Below are 14,613 nucleotides of genomic sequence, written 5' to 3' on the forward strand. Positions count from 1 at the left end.
GGCGCATACAACTTTGAAAATAAATAACTAACTTGCAACGCAAAAACTAATCAGCGTTACGTTAAACCAAAAAAATCACTATGAACGAGGATGATAAAAGGATGTTTCTTGCTCTTGTGAAGGGTAAGGACATATCGGAGATTATGTCTTTGCTGGCAGAGTCCGGCAATCAGTATTCACGCAGAATACTGCGGTTCTTCCGTTGGTTCTGCAAGTGGGTTCCAATACTCATAATGACGGCGCACATGTACGGAGTGTTTGACTTTAGCCGCAATCCAAAGGAGATGTTTGCCGTGCACAGAGCAAATTGGGCGTGCTACACATTTATATACATCATGGTCTATGTACTGCCGATGGTTATTATTCTTGCGTCACGCTTCTTCTGGCTGTGCTGGAAGTATCGCATACCGTTCTTCTACTTCTTCGGTGTCAACTCCATACACCTTGTCTACTGGAGTTGGTACACGACTAACGAGATGGTGATGGCGCACTTTGCAATCATGGCGTTCACATTGTTGTTGTATATCTACGGAGCTGTTGACTGGTTCTGTAGTAAGTCGCGCCTCGGCAGAAAGATGTTCAGTTAAACAGAAATGCTATGAGAAAGATTTTCGGCTACAAAATGCTCGGCACGTTGTTGCAATCGCTTGCCAATTCGTGCTTTAAGGCAGACGAGCAGCAGCGCAACGGCGAGAAAGTGACGGCTTGCGGTATGAGCGACGATGATATAGAAACACTCTGCCAGGACATACTTCCAAATATGCTCAACCCGATGATGAGCGCAGAGGAAGTAAAGGACAAACTTTGCGTTAGCGATGCAACGCTCAACAGAATGGTAAAGCGAGGCGAGATACCGAACGGTGAGTGCAAGAAGCGCGGACACACACGATACTGGAAGAAGTGGGACATTCTTCACTTCATAAAACACAAGAGAGGCAAGTAAAGAGGCTTCTCTTTTTTTGTTTCCTATTCTTTCCAATTCTTTAAACACTGGAAAGAATGTTTTACAACGTGATAGTACCGACTATCACCTTATATATCTGATTATCAGCGTAATATAAAATCTTTGAGCGTGTTACGGCATTATCCGCCGTAACTCGCTAACTTTGCGGTGTAACGTTACAATAGTGTTAGTTAATATTGAGGATTTCAAAAGATTGTATTATGGAAATGACAGATGCAAAAGTAGTAGAGAAGAAAATCTACGAAGAGGGGAAGAAGCACGATGAGTATGCCAGCAAGGGCTTGGCAGGAACAGCCCTTGGTATTGGTATCGGCGGCTTGGCTTTAGCTTTGCTCAATGGCAATGGTCGTGGTGTCTTCGGTTCTCTCGGTGGTAACAATATGCCAGAGAATGTAAACATCAACGCTTATGGGGCTGGCGCAAGTTCTAATCAGCCAACCGCCTTGCAGGTAATGGAGAAGGAATGCGCTGATGAGGTGAAGCTGCTTACCGACATGTTCGGTTTGAAGCTCGACACAGCTAACAAGTTCTATGCTATGCGTGAGACTGACATCGCAGAGAAGTTCTCTATGTACAAGGGCGCTAACGATGCTATCAACGCTGAGAACCGCCGCGCTATGCAGGCTGAGTTCGGTCTTTACAAGTCTCAGATTGATGCGGACTTCGGTCTGTACAAGAATCAGAGAGATCAGTACGATGCGTTGCAAGCTAAGTATTGCGACCTCGACAAGAAGGTGGCCGTGATGGAGGCTCTTACTCCTTACAAGGAGAAGCTGATGATGGCTTACGTGAACGAGAAGTGCTGCCGCAAGATTGATGGTGTCCTCGGACTCCAGAGCACTCCTACTGTTACAGTTCTTCCATCCGCAAACTTTTGCGGATGTGCTGCTACATCCACTCCCACTACAGGAGCGTAACAGAGCTGTAAGGAAGTCGGTTAGACGGACTAAGAAAAAATGAGTTGGTGAGGGGCGTTTGTCCTCGTTGGCGGATGCCCTCTCACCTCTCTATAGCATATCACCAACTTAAAGATATTGATTATGATGAATTTTGGAAACAGCCCATTATTGGATATGGGTACAGGTCAGCAGCAGCCGCAGATGATGGATGCCGAGCTACAGAAGATGTATGAGGCAATACAGCAGAAACGAGCATCTATCAATATGCAAGCACAGCAGTCTCCCACCCCTTTATGGGATGAGATTGACAAGATTGAAGACAATCTTACAGGCGCACAACGTCAGTACTTGATGCAGAATCAGGAGTACGTAGACAGCTTGCAATATGTGTCTAAGTTAGTGCAAGACGAGGAATTGCGGATCATACGTCCTCGTATTGAAAGCACTCAGCAAGGACAAGACGCATTGAAGAAACATCTATCTTTGATGCAACGACTGAGAAAAGAAGTAGCGCAAGCAGAGGAACAAAAATCAGCTATGCTTAACGATTATATGACAAGCCATAGTGATAAGACTTGGCAGGAATATCTCGCTATGGTTCAAGGAGCGAAGAAGGGAGGGAACAAGAAATGAACTTACAAAAACTGAAAGAACGTCTTGCGCCGTCAATAGAAACCTGGATAGACGCAAGAATTGACGACATGATAAAAGGCAATCCGTCGCTTGCCATACCTTCTGTGTATATGAAACGAGCAGCGCACAATATCGTTTGTCGTAACAAGGAAAAATGGGAAGATAAAATTGACAATCTATCCCTGTTTGTCGCTGATGAAAATGGAGTTGTTGATGCGGAATCTGTTTTCGATGACGCGATGCAAATACTGAAAGCGATGGAGAAAAAGCCTTTTGATATTGGGGTTCTTCATGGCACAATAGGCGATGGATGTATCTCTATTGATATGCCTGATGGCATTATCTCTGCCTTGTTGTTTGGCAGCAACAAGAGTATAGCCATTACCACAGATGATATTGCCGAATTAAAGAATATATTAATCACGTAAGATAAATTTAGCGGTATGAAAACAATACAGACAAATACGCTTGCCGAAAAGCTGTTCTGGTTTTACAGAATCGGCATAAGAGCGATACCTATACTCCTTATGGTTTTACACTGGTTCGGCGTGTATTGGTTTCACCATAACACTGCGTCAATGGGTTTGGATCTGAACGAGAACGCCGTTTTGGTTGTGTCAGTTTATGCGCTTGCGTATATCGTGCTGCCTGCCGTTTTACTGCCAGCAAGCTTTCTTTTCAAATTCGGCTGGGTGTGGCGAATACCGTTCCTATATCTTGCAGGAGTTATTCTGATAAGGCTTGGGCACGGCACGCTGTGTATTTCCGAAGCAACAAAGATTGCGGACTACACGCTGATTATTCTTACGATGCTGCTGTATGGTCGGGCATTTACGTTGCAAGACAAATGACAAAAAACCGCGCACGGACAGCAAGATTTTACTCCTGCTGTTCGTGCGCGGTTTATATTAACCTATTCCCACTAATCCTCTGGTTTATATTCTGGGTTCATCTGCAACGCATACTCTCCTGCGCGGTCATAGATATTCTCGTTCGAGATCTTCGTTACGATATTCTTCGCCGCCTGAACGCTGTCCGCATCGTCGTTGATGTCAATGTCGGGCATTCCATGTATCGAGTTTATGACTGACTGCATGGCGTTGTTCCAGTTACGTTGCAGCTCCAGTGCGTTACCTTCGTTGAACGCCTGGCGCAAGTCCATTCCTATCTTCTTCTGAATATTGTCAAACAGGTTTCTGAACAGGTTTACAGCAATATCTATCAGCACCATTGCCGTCTCCATACGGGCGATTATCTTGCTTTTCGGCACCTTATTCTTCAAGAAGTAGTTGTCGATGCAGTAATAGAGCGTTGTAACGAGCGGTTTCAGTTCAGCTTCCGACGCATCGGAGAGGTCAAGCCAAAGCTGATAGCGGTCGGCGAGGACAAAGCGCATCTTTGCATCCCATGTGTTGTATGCGGCAAGAGTCTTGTTGATGCTTTGCTTTGTCTGCTGACGGTATAGCTTTTTGTCCTCTTTAATCGCATTGTAAGCGTCTATCATCGCTGTTTGGGCGATGTTGTATGCAGAACCCATTGTGATGTAATACAGCGAACAATAGCGGTCAATGCTCCTTAGCAATTCCTCTTTCTGCTTTACGCTTGGCGCGATAATATACGCCCTTCTCGGAGTGTGGCTTATTAACTGACTTGCACTCATACTTATATTGCGTTTAAGATTTGCAAATCGTGCGCTTCGCCTATCACGCCGACAACGGGTATTCCGCAAGCGTCCGCTACACGGCGTTCCGTTTCACAGCCTTTCGAGCATCGCCATCGGCTCGGAACAACGATGCCGTCGCAGCCGAGGAGCAGGCGTAAGTCCTCTTTCATGTGTTCCGTGTACGGCGCAGAGTCGGACAAAGGTTTGCCCATGGGATTGACTGCCTTGTAGCCGAGAATTGTCAGTTCTTTCTCAATCTGAGCGAAGAACTTGTGTCGCTCGTTGAGGTTATAGCCGGTAATCGGTGATGATATGTATATTTTCTTTTTGCTCATTTTGTTTATCAGATTAAAATACCACTTCTTTGTAGCTTGATGTCGGCTTCTTGCCGGACAGGATTGCATTGCCACAAGTAATCAGTCCGTTGTCCTCGTCATACGACGGAACGAACACGATTACATCGAATCCGTTTGCCTTCAAATCCTCTTCCACTTTCTTGTACGGCACAAACGAGTCGTAACCTCCGCTTGTCTGAATATGGTTGGCTTCGCAGCTGTTTGTTCTGTGAAGCGGTGTAATCTTACACATGAACTTGCGTGGGTCAAACATCGAAGCAAGTACCTTGCCGTCAATGATAGAGTCGTCGGCAAGTGCGAAGTTAAGAGTGTACTTGCGACCGCGCGGAGTTTCAAGTGTGTCGGCAAGTTCTGCAATATCTCTCAATGGCAAGGCGTTTCCCGAGAACAGGTATTCTCGCTGCGCGTCGTCGGTAGAGTTTATAGAGAACTGCAAGCCTGCGTTTCCGTTGTAGTCGGTATTCTTAACTCTAACCCATTTGTGGATAAAATCATACAAGTTACAATTATGCTTCGGGAGCATTGTGCTTACTACAGGATGTACAAGTGAATTTCCGATGTAGGGAATAATATCATCACGCAAGAAGAAACGTGCGTGTTCGATTACAGCCTCGTTCCATGTCGGCTCGCCCATGCGCGCATAGTGTACGTTAAGACGCTTGGTATGGTTAACCTCTGGGTGCATACTTAACGCCGTTGTTATCTCGTTACGCAGGTCGTTCAGAGTTACGTTGCGCCCAGGCCCGACTTTCGGCACGTCGCAGAACTTGCAGTTCATTGAGCAGCCGTACTGTGTAGAAATTGTTATCACCCATTTTTCGGTTAGGGGCATCGGCGTTCCGTTCGGCACACCATTCAGCTCTCTTGTTATGCCGAGAAAGTCGGCTTTGATGTTTGCATCTTTTCCGTAGTCGGCTACTGTCAGAAACTCCAACACGCCTTTGTCTCCTTTTGCGGTGTAGATTTCACCTGTAGGAACTTTGATTTCTTTGAGTATTTTCATTGTTATTTGATTTTATGTGATGTTTTACTTTTTTGCTGCGCCAATTCTTATGTGCACGTATCAAGTTTTCAATTCCTTTTTACGATACCACCTGCGCACCTCGTATGCAACAAACACGCCACACATTTTGGGGTATTGACGCGGTTCTGTTTCGATTGATGTACTTATCTTTTTAAACTTTACTTTAGTGCAGAAAGGATGCGTCAGAAACATGGTTTTGTAACGCTTCTTTGTTTTTCTAATCTTCATATTCTTTCTTTTTCTTTTTATAGTCCAAACAGCCTTCTTCCATCGTCGGCATGATACAGAGACCGCCATTCTCAGCATCCTCAACAAGTTCTTCTGACGCATGAAACGAGTTGAACATTTTGGCGTTGTGATGCTTCAAGCATAGATTTATGCGAACCTCTTTTTCGTATTCGTACCCTGTTAGCGGATTGACCCCTGTCCTTGTAATAGTCGTAGTTTGCTCCGTTTCTTTGTACCACTTGCACGAATAGCAAGCTGCGATATTGCAAGGAGATTTGTTGCAATACTTTTCCTCATGTTTTATGCAACGTATTTCCGTAAGAAACAGCTTTCCGCAGTGCGAACAGCGGTATGCGTTTACTCTAATCATTCTCTACCTCCTTTTTAATTGCTTCAAGCTGTTGTATGATGTTGTCTATCGTCTTGCCGCTGTAATCAACGGCAATTTCTTTCAGCACGGCAATCTGCGCCGTCAGTCTGATATAATCTGCCTGTTTCATTATTGCTTGTTTTTATTAAATTTTTCGTGTTTCTCCTTTTGAGAGTTTCAAGAGCTGTATAGTTTCGAGCATTGACCTGCTGCTGCCGCAGTCAAACCCTGCGTCTTCCAGCTTCTTTATGTGCCGATTCTCCTCTTCTTGTGTCATTGTTCTCTGTTTTCGGGTTTGTGTTCCTCGTTCCATTCGCTCACGAAATCTGCAAGGCTTCTGACGATACCTATGAAGACATTAAAACTTATAGGCCCTATTCTTGTCGGGGTTGTAATTACGACGTGTCTTTCATCGTCAGACACCCGAACCCTAAATGTTATCGTTGTTTCCTGCATATTAGCCTCCTTTCTGGTCGTCGTGAATATTGCCCTTGACAACAGCATAACAGCATAAATCTGCCCCTAAAGAAGAAGCTATACTGTCCTTTGTCGCATCTTCTCTCAATCGAAAAGCACCAAACATTTCGGACCACGCTATAATATATAAAGATAAAGCAACTTCTACGACATCACCCTCGTATATCTCCTTGCCGTTTTTGTCTACACAGCCAGTGAACTGACATACGGTATCGGGGTTTACCTTATAGGGAATATTTCTATTCAACATGCTTTCCTGTTGGCAGTCCTCAATAATGTATGTATTATAATTTTCCTTATAGAAATATCCATAAACCCATTCTTGATCGTTAAGCCGCTTAGCCTTAAACTTAATTTTTCTCATTGTTTTATTTATTTTTAGGTTCAAAACTATACTGGGTCGTTAATATTGCCGATAATTTCTACATCGCCTTCGTGATCGTTGACAACAGTATCGTGCAACGAAAATGTACTTGTGTTTGCTGTTTTGGTGCACACTAAATCAAAACAATAACAGCGCATATCATGCGCTACGAAACCTATATTCTTGCCGTTATGCGCAAGAATATCGTCCTCATAAATTTCCTTGCCGTTCTTATCTTTCAGTCCTGTGTATTGCCCGACCGTATCGGGGTATACCTGCGCCATGTTATTTCCGTTGTCGTTGCTTATGTATACTCCGTCTACGAAGTGGAGTAAGTCACCATACACCCATTCGCCGTTATCGAGACGCTTGCCTCTGAATTTGATTGTTCTCATAACTTATTCCTCCTTCAATTTATTAAATGTCCATATATAACCTCCTGCATGTTTATAAAAACCTCTTCTACACTTTCTGATTAACTCGGAACATATTCCTGTATCTCTGGCTGCACTCGCAGCAGAAGGGTATGCTTTTACGAATCTCATATTTAAAGTGTATTGAAAAACTGGCACAGAACATCTTTTCCCAATTTTCCGTTTTGTTTCCTCGCTTCTCGGATGTCTTATTTGATTCTTTACGCGAACTGCTGTCAATGGGTTGTGCTGATTTTCTATTCTTGTAACCCATTTTAAATTATCTACGTTATTATTTGTTTTATCTGTGTCAATATGGTCAACCTCTGGCTTATGCTCAGCATTCTCTATAAAAGCAGACGCAACGAGTCTATGTACGGAAAATCTTTTAACTTTATTCTCCTTCCATAACATAATATACTCATATCCGTCTCTTCCAATAGATGGTTTCTTTAAACGTTCTTTACCTACCTTGTATCTTTTTAGTGATTTTATCCGACCAATAGAACTAATCTGATATAAACCTTCGTAACCAACAATATCTTTCCAATTTTCTTCTTCTGTCATATTAACCCTCCATTTCTTTTATAGCTTGCTCACATCTTTGCATATTCAAGTCTATGTATGTTATAAGATGTTCGTCTTTGCCCATGTATAAACCCTTTGTAAGAAAGAGGCTATCCTTAACCTCTTTTATCAACTCAATAGCTTTTTCTTTATTCATTTGGTTGAACTTACTGACTGAAGACTTTAAATTTGACTTACTTAGTTTCCTCTTCCATGCCCGGCGTTCAGCACGGGACATGCCATCTTTATTGATGGAGAATGCTTCCTCTGTTTTAGAGAAGTTTTGACGCTCATATTCTTCGAGGACAGGAATAAGATGCGATGGAATTTGTTCGTCCATATTATCTGCTTACATATTTATAGGTATCTATTTCTGTTTTGTAATCCCTATTACAACTCTCATCTTTTGTCCAAGGTAACTTTAGAAGTACTTCTTTGGTAAAAGAACAAGGAATGTTACCCCAAATCTTATCTCTTTGCTTTTTCGTCATTCCCATACTAACTATAGTTAAATTTAATACCTGTGTGATGATAATTAGTAATTTGTAATATGCTCTGCGTACATTATTTTTCGCATAAGGCGGTCTATTTCTTTATCTGATGCTACATGGTCTATTGGGTAGCGCATAAAGTTTCCCTAATCACTTTGCTTTTGAATATCACCATTGGAACCCATACCAATCAAACACCCATATCCGTCACCATTTTTATAGCCATCATGGATAAATATACTTCCATCACTTGTTACAAGAAATTCTCCTCTTTTAAATTCGCTCCTTTTTAACATATTTCTCTTCTTTTTTACTCTCCCCACTGTCACTGGGGAGAGAGTTATTATTCAGTTACCAACTCCCAGTCCTCTGCAAATACATCACTCGAAGACGGAACCCAAGAGTCGGCACGTCCGTCTGGGTGAATTATGAGCATCTGATTAGTGTAAGCGATGTGTGGTTCAGCACGTGCCATAATGATGTCTTTGACAGACTGAGGAAGTGACTGCATGTTAGGGATAATGTCGGCTGAAATACGAGCAGGTACTTGCTTGACAACAAATAAACCTTTGCCATTCCAACCAGCCCTGCGGACAGCCATACCTGCTTTAAGGTAAAGTACTGCCGTGCCGAATGTAAAATTAGATTGCTTAAAATTCATCTTATTTGCCTTTATAAATCTGTCTGCCAAGACAAGGTAATATTGCCCCATCACCCCTCTTTGCACAGTCAACAAAGCACGAGAAAGTGCGTCTAAAGCACTGAACTCATCCGAAGAAAAAAAGTTATCGCATTTTTTCATGCGTTTTTCAAGGTCTTCGAGTTCAAGAAGCATTCTGTTGACAAACGTTTCTGACGGCTTGTAAGCCTTCTCGAATACATCTGCTGGCGACCACGACTGATAGCCACCCTCGTACTCAACGAGATAGCCAGCCTTATCCGTTTCACACTCAGAGGGTCTTACATCCTCTTTCAAGAGCTTGCGCTCGTAGGCTTCACCCATTGTCATAGGCATAGCCTTCACTGTCTTAGTTCCAGTGTACAGTTTCATTTGTTCGTTCATAATGTTTATTTTACAAGTTCAAAATCGTAAACGAATACCCAAGGATTGCTCTCCCATGTGTCCTTGCCGCTGATTTTGTCTATCAAAGCAGCGTAGGCTTCTTTCGCTGTTCTGAACGAGGAATTGGCAAGACCGTGATACAAATACGTTGTACCTTCAAGCCCTACGTTGTCGTCACGCCAAATGCCTTCTTTCAGACAGTCTTCTTCACTGATGTCTTGCAGACGTTCTACGCGGATGTTGGTGATGCAAATATGATGGGGCATAAGGTCTGCCTTAACAAACATCTTGTTCTTCCAACCTGGTTGTTTTATCAACTCCGCAGCAAGTTCTACTGGCATATCTAAAGCAATATCCTTATATTTTTGCGCCATAGCTACCACCTCGCCGACTTTGTAACGTGAAGACGACAATGCGTAATCAAGCATCTGCTCAAGCATATATCCTTGAGCTTCGTAGAGTTGTCTATTACATGCCCTTTCCCAAGCGCGAACGTCCTCATTTGACCACCCTTCGCAGGTCACCAATCTTTGAAAAAACATTGTGGGATTTAGCATTCTCCTGGTCTGCGTCTTTCGACATTCAAGTACGGCTTGTGTTAAGCCGCACTTGTCGTTGAACATAATCTTCTTCATGCTCTATATTTTCGTTAAGACATTATTACTTATTCTTCTGCTTCATAAGATTCTCCCTTTCCTGCTGCATCTTTTTCAAGCGAATAGCCAACTTATTGTCGGTGCCATACTGCTTGAAGAGTAGATGCGACTTATACTTCTCTGCACAAACGAAAAGAAGGAGTAAGAGGACGTTAAACACTACAACCAAGAGAATGGGCAGCATAACCAACCACCACGACCAACTGATTGCTCCGCAGAGTTTCATTACGATGAAGGCTACCTGAAGCGATGCCATCATAAAATCAATAATACCAAATTTCATATCTCGTTTATACTTTTAGTTCTGCGTTCAAGCCCAACGCCCAAAGGATATGTTGGAGTTCGTGAGCGTATTGTATTTCTCTTAACTTTTTGCAGTCGAGGTAGGCGGCAAACTTATTTTCTTCGACCTCGTACACGATATTGATGCCGAGGTCGTAATGATAGAAGTCGTACCATTCAGAAGCGCCGTCCTTTTGATGCTGCTCCTCCTTAAAGCCGTTCTTTTCGAGGAGTTCAAGAGTAAGGTGAATAGGGCTAATGTCCATAGTATAGCCATTATTGTCGTTGTTTATCTCTTTAACGGATGCACCACGTGCTCCTTGCATTAAAGATTGAACAATACACAACTTAACTGCGCCTGATACCGTCTTCACCTTCACAATATCGCCAATGCGCAAATCTTCTGGTTTAATCATTTATTAGCACCCTTTCTTCTTCTGTTTGAGTTTTGAAGCGCCTGTCCGTAATCCTTTGGGGAGGCTACTGCGTCTGGAATAACATTACATACTGATGGCAAATAATAAAGCTGGTTTACAAATCTCATTTCTCACCTCCTTTCGGCAGCAAGTCCTCTATGTAACACCATTCTATCACGCCCCACCATTTGCAGTTTTTATCGTAATCCATAGGGTTGTACACAACGCCAACATGATAATGCTTTGAACTATTCGATTCTGCCAAGAAAATGAAAGCATTTCCCTTTTCGGGCATTTCGCTTGCGTCGTGCCAAAGAGCTTTCTTAAACCATTCAACGCCATCTTCAAACGAGGCGCGACACGCTTCTTCTCTATCCAATGTGCTACGACACGGATTGAAATAATCAGCATTCATAATTGCTGCTTCTTGTATTTTCTTTTCGTCAATCATAATAGTTTCGTTTTAAAGTTATCGTAAATGTTCAAGTCGTTCCACCATTCTTCTCTGCCGAGTTCAACGTACCTGTTTTCGGGCATCTTGTGCTTTGCAACTGCCTTTATCCACTCGTTTGGAACAAACGCGTTGAACGATTGCAAACCGCTGTTTTTCTTCGTCTTGCCGACTACCTTGCCCCCGATGTAGAGATAAAGCGGATGATATTCGCCTTCGAAGCGGTAGCAGAGAGCTTGGAGCTGCTTGTGCTCTATCTCGCTGTAAAATGTCACCATGTAGCGGTTCCCTCGATGTAGCGCAGCGAGTGCGTGCATAAAGTCCTCGTAGCCGAAATGCGTGTTCTTCTTGCCGTTCAGCTCGTAGAAGTATCGCTCGAAGATGTCGCGTCGCATATAGAACCAGAAGTAGTCCATATCGTCGTCTGACATCTGCGGAATTGACTTATACACAATCTCCTGCCAAACGTGCTGTCGGAGGTGAGAACCACTTGCGAAGCCCTCAACTGCATAAAGGAAGTCGTGTCTATCTAAAGAAAGATTTATCATACTTAGAATTTTTCTCTTATTTTCTGATATTGCTTGACAAATGTCTTTTCCGTTACCCATGCGCTGTATTGTGTGCGGAAGTAACGCTTGGGCTTGCCTGAAACAAGCCCTGTTGCGTCACGAGGAGTGTGCACGCTCATATATATCTTTGGCACGATGTCCGTTGACACATACGATGTGATATACTCGTCCGCAAAAGCGATATGTCCTGTCTCGCGGAACTTAACATTTGCAAGTGAGAAGTCTTTTGCCATATTAGCGTTATTTGGAATTGTTTGTTGTGCCTAACAGATGTTGATTGCCCTCATAAGGGATGCAGCACTTGTAGACACTTGATAAACAGACGTAAGGGCATTGCTTATTGAATGTGTTGTAGTGAGAGAAGAGTTCACAACGCCATACGCTATCTTCGTTGCATCTCACTAACACCTCTTGGAACGGCTTGAATGAACACTTAGGTTCAACAACCTTAACAGGCTCTACTTGCAACGTTTCAGGGTTGTATTTGCCGCCGTAATGCTTCTCTGCTGCTGCGATAAACAATGTTTTTTGTTCATCATTTGCCTTTACGAAACATTCTGTGTCGCAAACTTCCTCTTCGCCAAAGGTGTGGTCTTTGTAGTAGTTGATTGTGGTATTAAACTCCGTGTAATCATCATTTGCCCAACACTCAAATACAGCGTACATTTGGCTGGGCGGATTATACACAATATCACCACGCTTGAAGAACTTGTCCCAACAACGCATTTTGGCAGAAGGAAAGAGCAAACACTTCGCGTCTTCAAAACCATCGACATAATGTCCGTTTTTTGTAAAGCCTACCAAAGTATCCGCAGAGGTTAAAAGAATAATCGGGTATGTTTTCCAGTCAGAGGTACAAACCTCATCGAGATTACATTCGCCAAACAGCGGCGAATACAGCTTTGTGTCTTTTGGCATATCGCGGAGTATTTCCGCAATGTTAATCTTGTTCTCCATTTTCTTGCTCCGTTTCTTTTGATTCGTATTTACGTATGTAGGCTTCAATTATTGCCTGCTGTAAGCCTATAAGTTTCAGCGCCTCTCGGTAGTCCGCCTTCAACTTGTTGTATATCGAATTTCTACCAGTGAAGTACCACATACCACAAACGCAGGCAAAACAAAGGGTAAATAATGCTATTCCCATGTTATTCGGTTTTAAAATTGTTGATGTTGTAAATAGTTGTTACTATCGGATGAAGGCTCATGCTACCAAAGCTTGCGTCGCTGTTCGGGTCGTCCTTGAAGCTGTATGTGATTGTACCGCCGAAGCGCATCATCGTGACTTCAATCTCTCTGCCTTTGTAGTTGTTGTTGAGTCTTGCAACGCCGTCTTTAAGACGGTCGAAAAGCATTTCAGGAGTAAACTTCTCGCTAAACACAAACTCTGCATTTCTAAAAGTTTTCAACTTGTATGCAAGATCCCGTGTCTTTTTGTTGTGAACGCTACATCTCGGGCATTCGCAGTAAAATCTTTCTTCTGTCATATTTGTTGTATTATTAGTGTCTTAATATGTGCGCCTTCACCACCTTATGAACCAGGTGTGGCTGCGCCTTGTTAAACTCCTCTACAAACCAACGTTCGTATTCATCTTGAAAGCGTGGTCTGCGGATTTTTCCAATCTGGGGGGGCAAGATGTCTACGGCAATCTTTCTCCCATTGTCTAATATCAGTACGGCTTTCATAGCTTCCCGGTTCTAAACCCTAACTCCTTTGCTATTGCAAGGAAGTCGGAGAGCTTGTCGGGCGATACGCTGGTCTGCTTGCCTTGCGAACAGACAACACCATCTTCAACCTTGAAGTAGATATTGCCATCCATGTTGATGTAGTAAATCTCACTCTCCATATTACTTCACCTCCATATTGATTAAGTCGTCAAAATCTTCTTCCGTCTTGCAGTCGTAGCAGTAAGTCAGCGTGCCGTCAGCATCCTTTGTGAGCATCATAATGCTGTTCGTATCGTTCAGCAAGTCAAGCAGCATATCTGCTCGAGAGAAATAATTTACGTTGTCGTTGATTCTAAGCCAATGTGCGCCAAGAATAAAACTTGTTGTGCGGGAACCCTCTTGTTCGCTTGTGTTCTCGTCGTAGCGGATAAGAACATAATTGCGTCCTCGTATGATAGCCCACACATCGCGCAGCCTGTTAATAAATTCTTTGATTGTTTTCTTCATATCTGTTGTTGTTACATGTTAAAGTTAATTTCCTCGGCAGAAACTATTTTGAAGTTTGCCACGTTTTTAAAACAAATACTGCCGCTGTCCTTCCTGATTATAATCAGTTTTTGATACTTTTTGTTTGGGTACATCGCGGAGATTGTATCAGCCGAAATGATTGTCGGCATACTATCTCCGTGCTCAAAAACCAAAAGGAAGTATTGTTTGTTTACCATGTTTATTCAACCTCCTCAAATTTGCCGTCTATCAATTTGTAATAGGTGTCTGCCTTAATGCGCTTCCCATCTACCTGTTCTGTTTTTACGCAAATCGGTTTCCATACATCTTCTATCTTTTTCCATTCGGCAAGAGTTATCCAACTTCCAATAGCAGCCTTTGCTTTAGAGTTGTATCCTGCGCACATTATGACAGAATCTTTACCACTACTGCCAATCTGAGCGTAGTCGCCCGATGAACCAATCTGAGCGGAGTTGCCCGATGAACCAATCTTAGCGTAGTAGCCCGATGAACCAATCTGAGCGTAGTCGCCCGATGAACCAATCTGAGCGGAGT

General features: G+C 43.1%; 29 protein-coding genes and 1 pseudogene. 6 read left to right on the forward strand and 24 right to left on the reverse strand.

Annotated features, from left to right (window positions below):
* The first annotated feature begins 80 nt into the window (after positions 1-80).
* From KTQ90_RS03555 to KTQ90_RS03580, 6 genes are all read left to right on the forward strand, one after another.
* A complete protein-coding gene (locus tag KTQ90_RS03555) occupies positions 81-587 on the forward strand; it encodes a hypothetical protein (protein WP_217317232.1) in 507 nt (168 codons plus the stop codon).
* Positions 588-598: 11 nt separating this feature from the next.
* Complete coding sequence (locus KTQ90_RS03560; RefSeq protein WP_217317233.1) at positions 599-943, forward strand: helix-turn-helix domain-containing protein; 345 nt, start codon at positions 599-601, stop codon at positions 941-943.
* Positions 944-1,164: 221 nt separating this feature from the next.
* Positions 1,165-1,881: a hypothetical protein gene (locus KTQ90_RS03565; RefSeq protein WP_217317234.1), complete on the forward strand. Its 717-nt coding sequence runs from the start codon at positions 1,165-1,167 to the stop codon at positions 1,879-1,881.
* A gap of 123 nt (positions 1,882-2,004) precedes the next feature.
* Complete coding sequence (locus KTQ90_RS03570) at positions 2,005-2,496, forward strand: hypothetical protein (RefSeq protein ID WP_217317235.1); 492 nt, start codon at positions 2,005-2,007, stop codon at positions 2,494-2,496.
* Positions 2,493-2,924 carry a hypothetical protein gene (locus tag KTQ90_RS03575; protein WP_217317236.1) on the forward strand — a complete coding sequence of 144 codons (432 nt, stop codon included), beginning with the start codon at positions 2,493-2,495 and terminating at the stop codon, positions 2,922-2,924. Before KTQ90_RS03570 ends, KTQ90_RS03575 begins: the two co-directional genes overlap by 4 nt.
* A gap of 15 nt (positions 2,925-2,939) precedes the next feature.
* The gene (locus KTQ90_RS03580; protein WP_217317237.1) at positions 2,940-3,347 is read left to right on the forward strand and encodes a hypothetical protein; all 408 of its coding nucleotides are present in this window, start codon (positions 2,940-2,942) and stop codon (positions 3,345-3,347) included.
* A 71-nt stretch (positions 3,348-3,418) separates the two neighbouring features.
* Here KTQ90_RS03580 and KTQ90_RS03585 read toward each other — a convergent pair whose 3' ends face one another.
* From KTQ90_RS03585 to KTQ90_RS03695, 24 genes and pseudogenes are all read right to left on the reverse strand, one after another.
* The gene (locus KTQ90_RS03585) at positions 3,419-4,156 is read right to left on the reverse strand and encodes a hypothetical protein (protein ID WP_217317238.1); all 738 of its coding nucleotides are present in this window, start codon (positions 4,154-4,156) and stop codon (positions 3,419-3,421) included.
* Between the two features lie 2 nt (positions 4,157-4,158).
* Entirely contained in the window at positions 4,159-4,494 is a 336-nt protein-coding gene (locus tag KTQ90_RS03590) for a DUF4406 domain-containing protein (RefSeq protein WP_217317239.1), read from the reverse strand.
* A gap of 13 nt (positions 4,495-4,507) precedes the next feature.
* Positions 4,508-5,518, reverse strand: a complete 1,011-nt coding sequence (locus KTQ90_RS03595; RefSeq protein WP_217317240.1) for a radical SAM family protein — start codon at positions 5,516-5,518, stop codon at positions 4,508-4,510.
* 238 nt (positions 5,519-5,756) lie between these two features.
* A complete protein-coding gene (locus KTQ90_RS03600) occupies positions 5,757-6,137 on the reverse strand; it encodes a hypothetical protein (protein ID WP_217317241.1) in 381 nt (126 codons plus the stop codon).
* Complete coding sequence (locus KTQ90_RS03605; RefSeq protein ID WP_217317242.1) at positions 6,130-6,267, reverse strand: hypothetical protein; 138 nt, start codon at positions 6,265-6,267, stop codon at positions 6,130-6,132. The genes KTQ90_RS03600 and KTQ90_RS03605 overlap by 8 nt, the downstream gene beginning before the upstream one ends.
* Before the next feature lie 15 nt (positions 6,268-6,282).
* Positions 6,283-6,414 carry a hypothetical protein gene (locus KTQ90_RS13845; protein ID WP_302180496.1) on the reverse strand — a complete coding sequence of 44 codons (132 nt, stop codon included), beginning with the start codon at positions 6,412-6,414 and terminating at the stop codon, positions 6,283-6,285.
* 180 nt (positions 6,415-6,594) lie between these two features.
* Complete coding sequence (locus tag KTQ90_RS03610) at positions 6,595-6,978, reverse strand: YopX family protein (RefSeq protein WP_217317243.1); 384 nt, start codon at positions 6,976-6,978, stop codon at positions 6,595-6,597.
* Positions 6,979-7,004: 26 nt separating this feature from the next.
* Positions 7,005-7,373 carry a YopX family protein gene (locus KTQ90_RS03615; RefSeq protein WP_217317244.1) on the reverse strand — a complete coding sequence of 123 codons (369 nt, stop codon included), beginning with the start codon at positions 7,371-7,373 and terminating at the stop codon, positions 7,005-7,007.
* Between the two features lie 3 nt (positions 7,374-7,376).
* Positions 7,377-7,958: an NUMOD4 domain-containing protein gene (locus tag KTQ90_RS03620; RefSeq protein ID WP_217317245.1), complete on the reverse strand. Its 582-nt coding sequence runs from the start codon at positions 7,956-7,958 to the stop codon at positions 7,377-7,379.
* A 1-nt stretch (position 7,959) separates the two neighbouring features.
* On the reverse strand, positions 7,960-8,298 hold the full coding sequence (locus KTQ90_RS03625; protein ID WP_217317246.1) for a hypothetical protein: 339 nt from the start codon (positions 8,296-8,298) through the stop codon (positions 7,960-7,962).
* A 297-nt stretch (positions 8,299-8,595) separates the two neighbouring features.
* Complete coding sequence (locus tag KTQ90_RS03630) at positions 8,596-8,745, reverse strand: hypothetical protein (protein ID WP_217317247.1); 150 nt, start codon at positions 8,743-8,745, stop codon at positions 8,596-8,598.
* A 47-nt stretch (positions 8,746-8,792) separates the two neighbouring features.
* Positions 8,793-9,512 (reverse strand): DUF2829 domain-containing protein, encoded by a 720-nt coding sequence (locus KTQ90_RS03635; RefSeq protein ID WP_254359391.1) that lies wholly within the window; start codon positions 9,510-9,512, stop codon positions 8,793-8,795.
* Positions 9,513-9,517: 5 nt separating this feature from the next.
* A complete protein-coding gene (locus KTQ90_RS03640; RefSeq protein WP_217317248.1) occupies positions 9,518-10,147 on the reverse strand; it encodes a hypothetical protein in 630 nt (209 codons plus the stop codon).
* A gap of 25 nt (positions 10,148-10,172) precedes the next feature.
* On the reverse strand, positions 10,173-10,451 hold the full coding sequence (locus tag KTQ90_RS03645; protein WP_217317249.1) for a hypothetical protein: 279 nt from the start codon (positions 10,449-10,451) through the stop codon (positions 10,173-10,175).
* A 7-nt stretch (positions 10,452-10,458) separates the two neighbouring features.
* Positions 10,459-10,866 (reverse strand): hypothetical protein, encoded by a 408-nt coding sequence (locus tag KTQ90_RS03650; protein WP_217317250.1) that lies wholly within the window; start codon positions 10,864-10,866, stop codon positions 10,459-10,461.
* Positions 10,867-10,990: 124 nt separating this feature from the next.
* Positions 10,991-11,317 carry a hypothetical protein gene (locus tag KTQ90_RS03655; RefSeq protein WP_217317251.1) on the reverse strand — a complete coding sequence of 109 codons (327 nt, stop codon included), beginning with the start codon at positions 11,315-11,317 and terminating at the stop codon, positions 10,991-10,993.
* On the reverse strand, positions 11,314-11,865 hold the full coding sequence (locus KTQ90_RS03660) for a hypothetical protein (RefSeq protein ID WP_217317252.1): 552 nt from the start codon (positions 11,863-11,865) through the stop codon (positions 11,314-11,316). Before KTQ90_RS03660 ends, KTQ90_RS03655 begins: the two co-directional genes overlap by 4 nt.
* A gap of 2 nt (positions 11,866-11,867) precedes the next feature.
* Positions 11,868-12,119 (reverse strand): hypothetical protein, encoded by a 252-nt coding sequence (locus KTQ90_RS03665; RefSeq protein ID WP_217317253.1) that lies wholly within the window; start codon positions 12,117-12,119, stop codon positions 11,868-11,870.
* Positions 12,120-12,126: 7 nt separating this feature from the next.
* Positions 12,127-12,843, reverse strand: coding sequence for a hypothetical protein (locus tag KTQ90_RS03670; protein WP_217317254.1), 717 nt, complete (start codon positions 12,841-12,843; stop codon positions 12,127-12,129).
* A complete protein-coding gene (locus tag KTQ90_RS03675; protein ID WP_217317255.1) occupies positions 12,827-13,030 on the reverse strand; it encodes a hypothetical protein in 204 nt (67 codons plus the stop codon). Before KTQ90_RS03675 ends, KTQ90_RS03670 begins: the two co-directional genes overlap by 17 nt.
* 1 nt (position 13,031) lies before the next feature.
* On the reverse strand, positions 13,032-13,292 hold the full coding sequence (locus KTQ90_RS03680; protein ID WP_217317256.1) for a hypothetical protein: 261 nt from the start codon (positions 13,290-13,292) through the stop codon (positions 13,032-13,034).
* Positions 13,293-13,565: 273 nt separating this feature from the next.
* A complete protein-coding gene (locus KTQ90_RS03685) occupies positions 13,566-13,730 on the reverse strand; it encodes a hypothetical protein (RefSeq protein ID WP_217317257.1) in 165 nt (54 codons plus the stop codon).
* Position 13,731: 1 nt separating this feature from the next.
* Positions 13,732-14,058: a hypothetical protein gene (locus tag KTQ90_RS03690; protein ID WP_217317258.1), complete on the reverse strand. Its 327-nt coding sequence runs from the start codon at positions 14,056-14,058 to the stop codon at positions 13,732-13,734.
* A gap of 220 nt (positions 14,059-14,278) precedes the next feature.
* A pseudogene (locus tag KTQ90_RS03695) lies at positions 14,279-14,613 on the reverse strand (A1S_2505 family phage non-structural protein); the annotation flags it as partial.

The sequence above is a fragment of the Leyella stercorea genome (genome assembly GCF_019052365.1).
In the GTDB taxonomy this organism is placed as follows: domain Bacteria; phylum Bacteroidota; class Bacteroidia; order Bacteroidales; family Bacteroidaceae; genus Prevotella.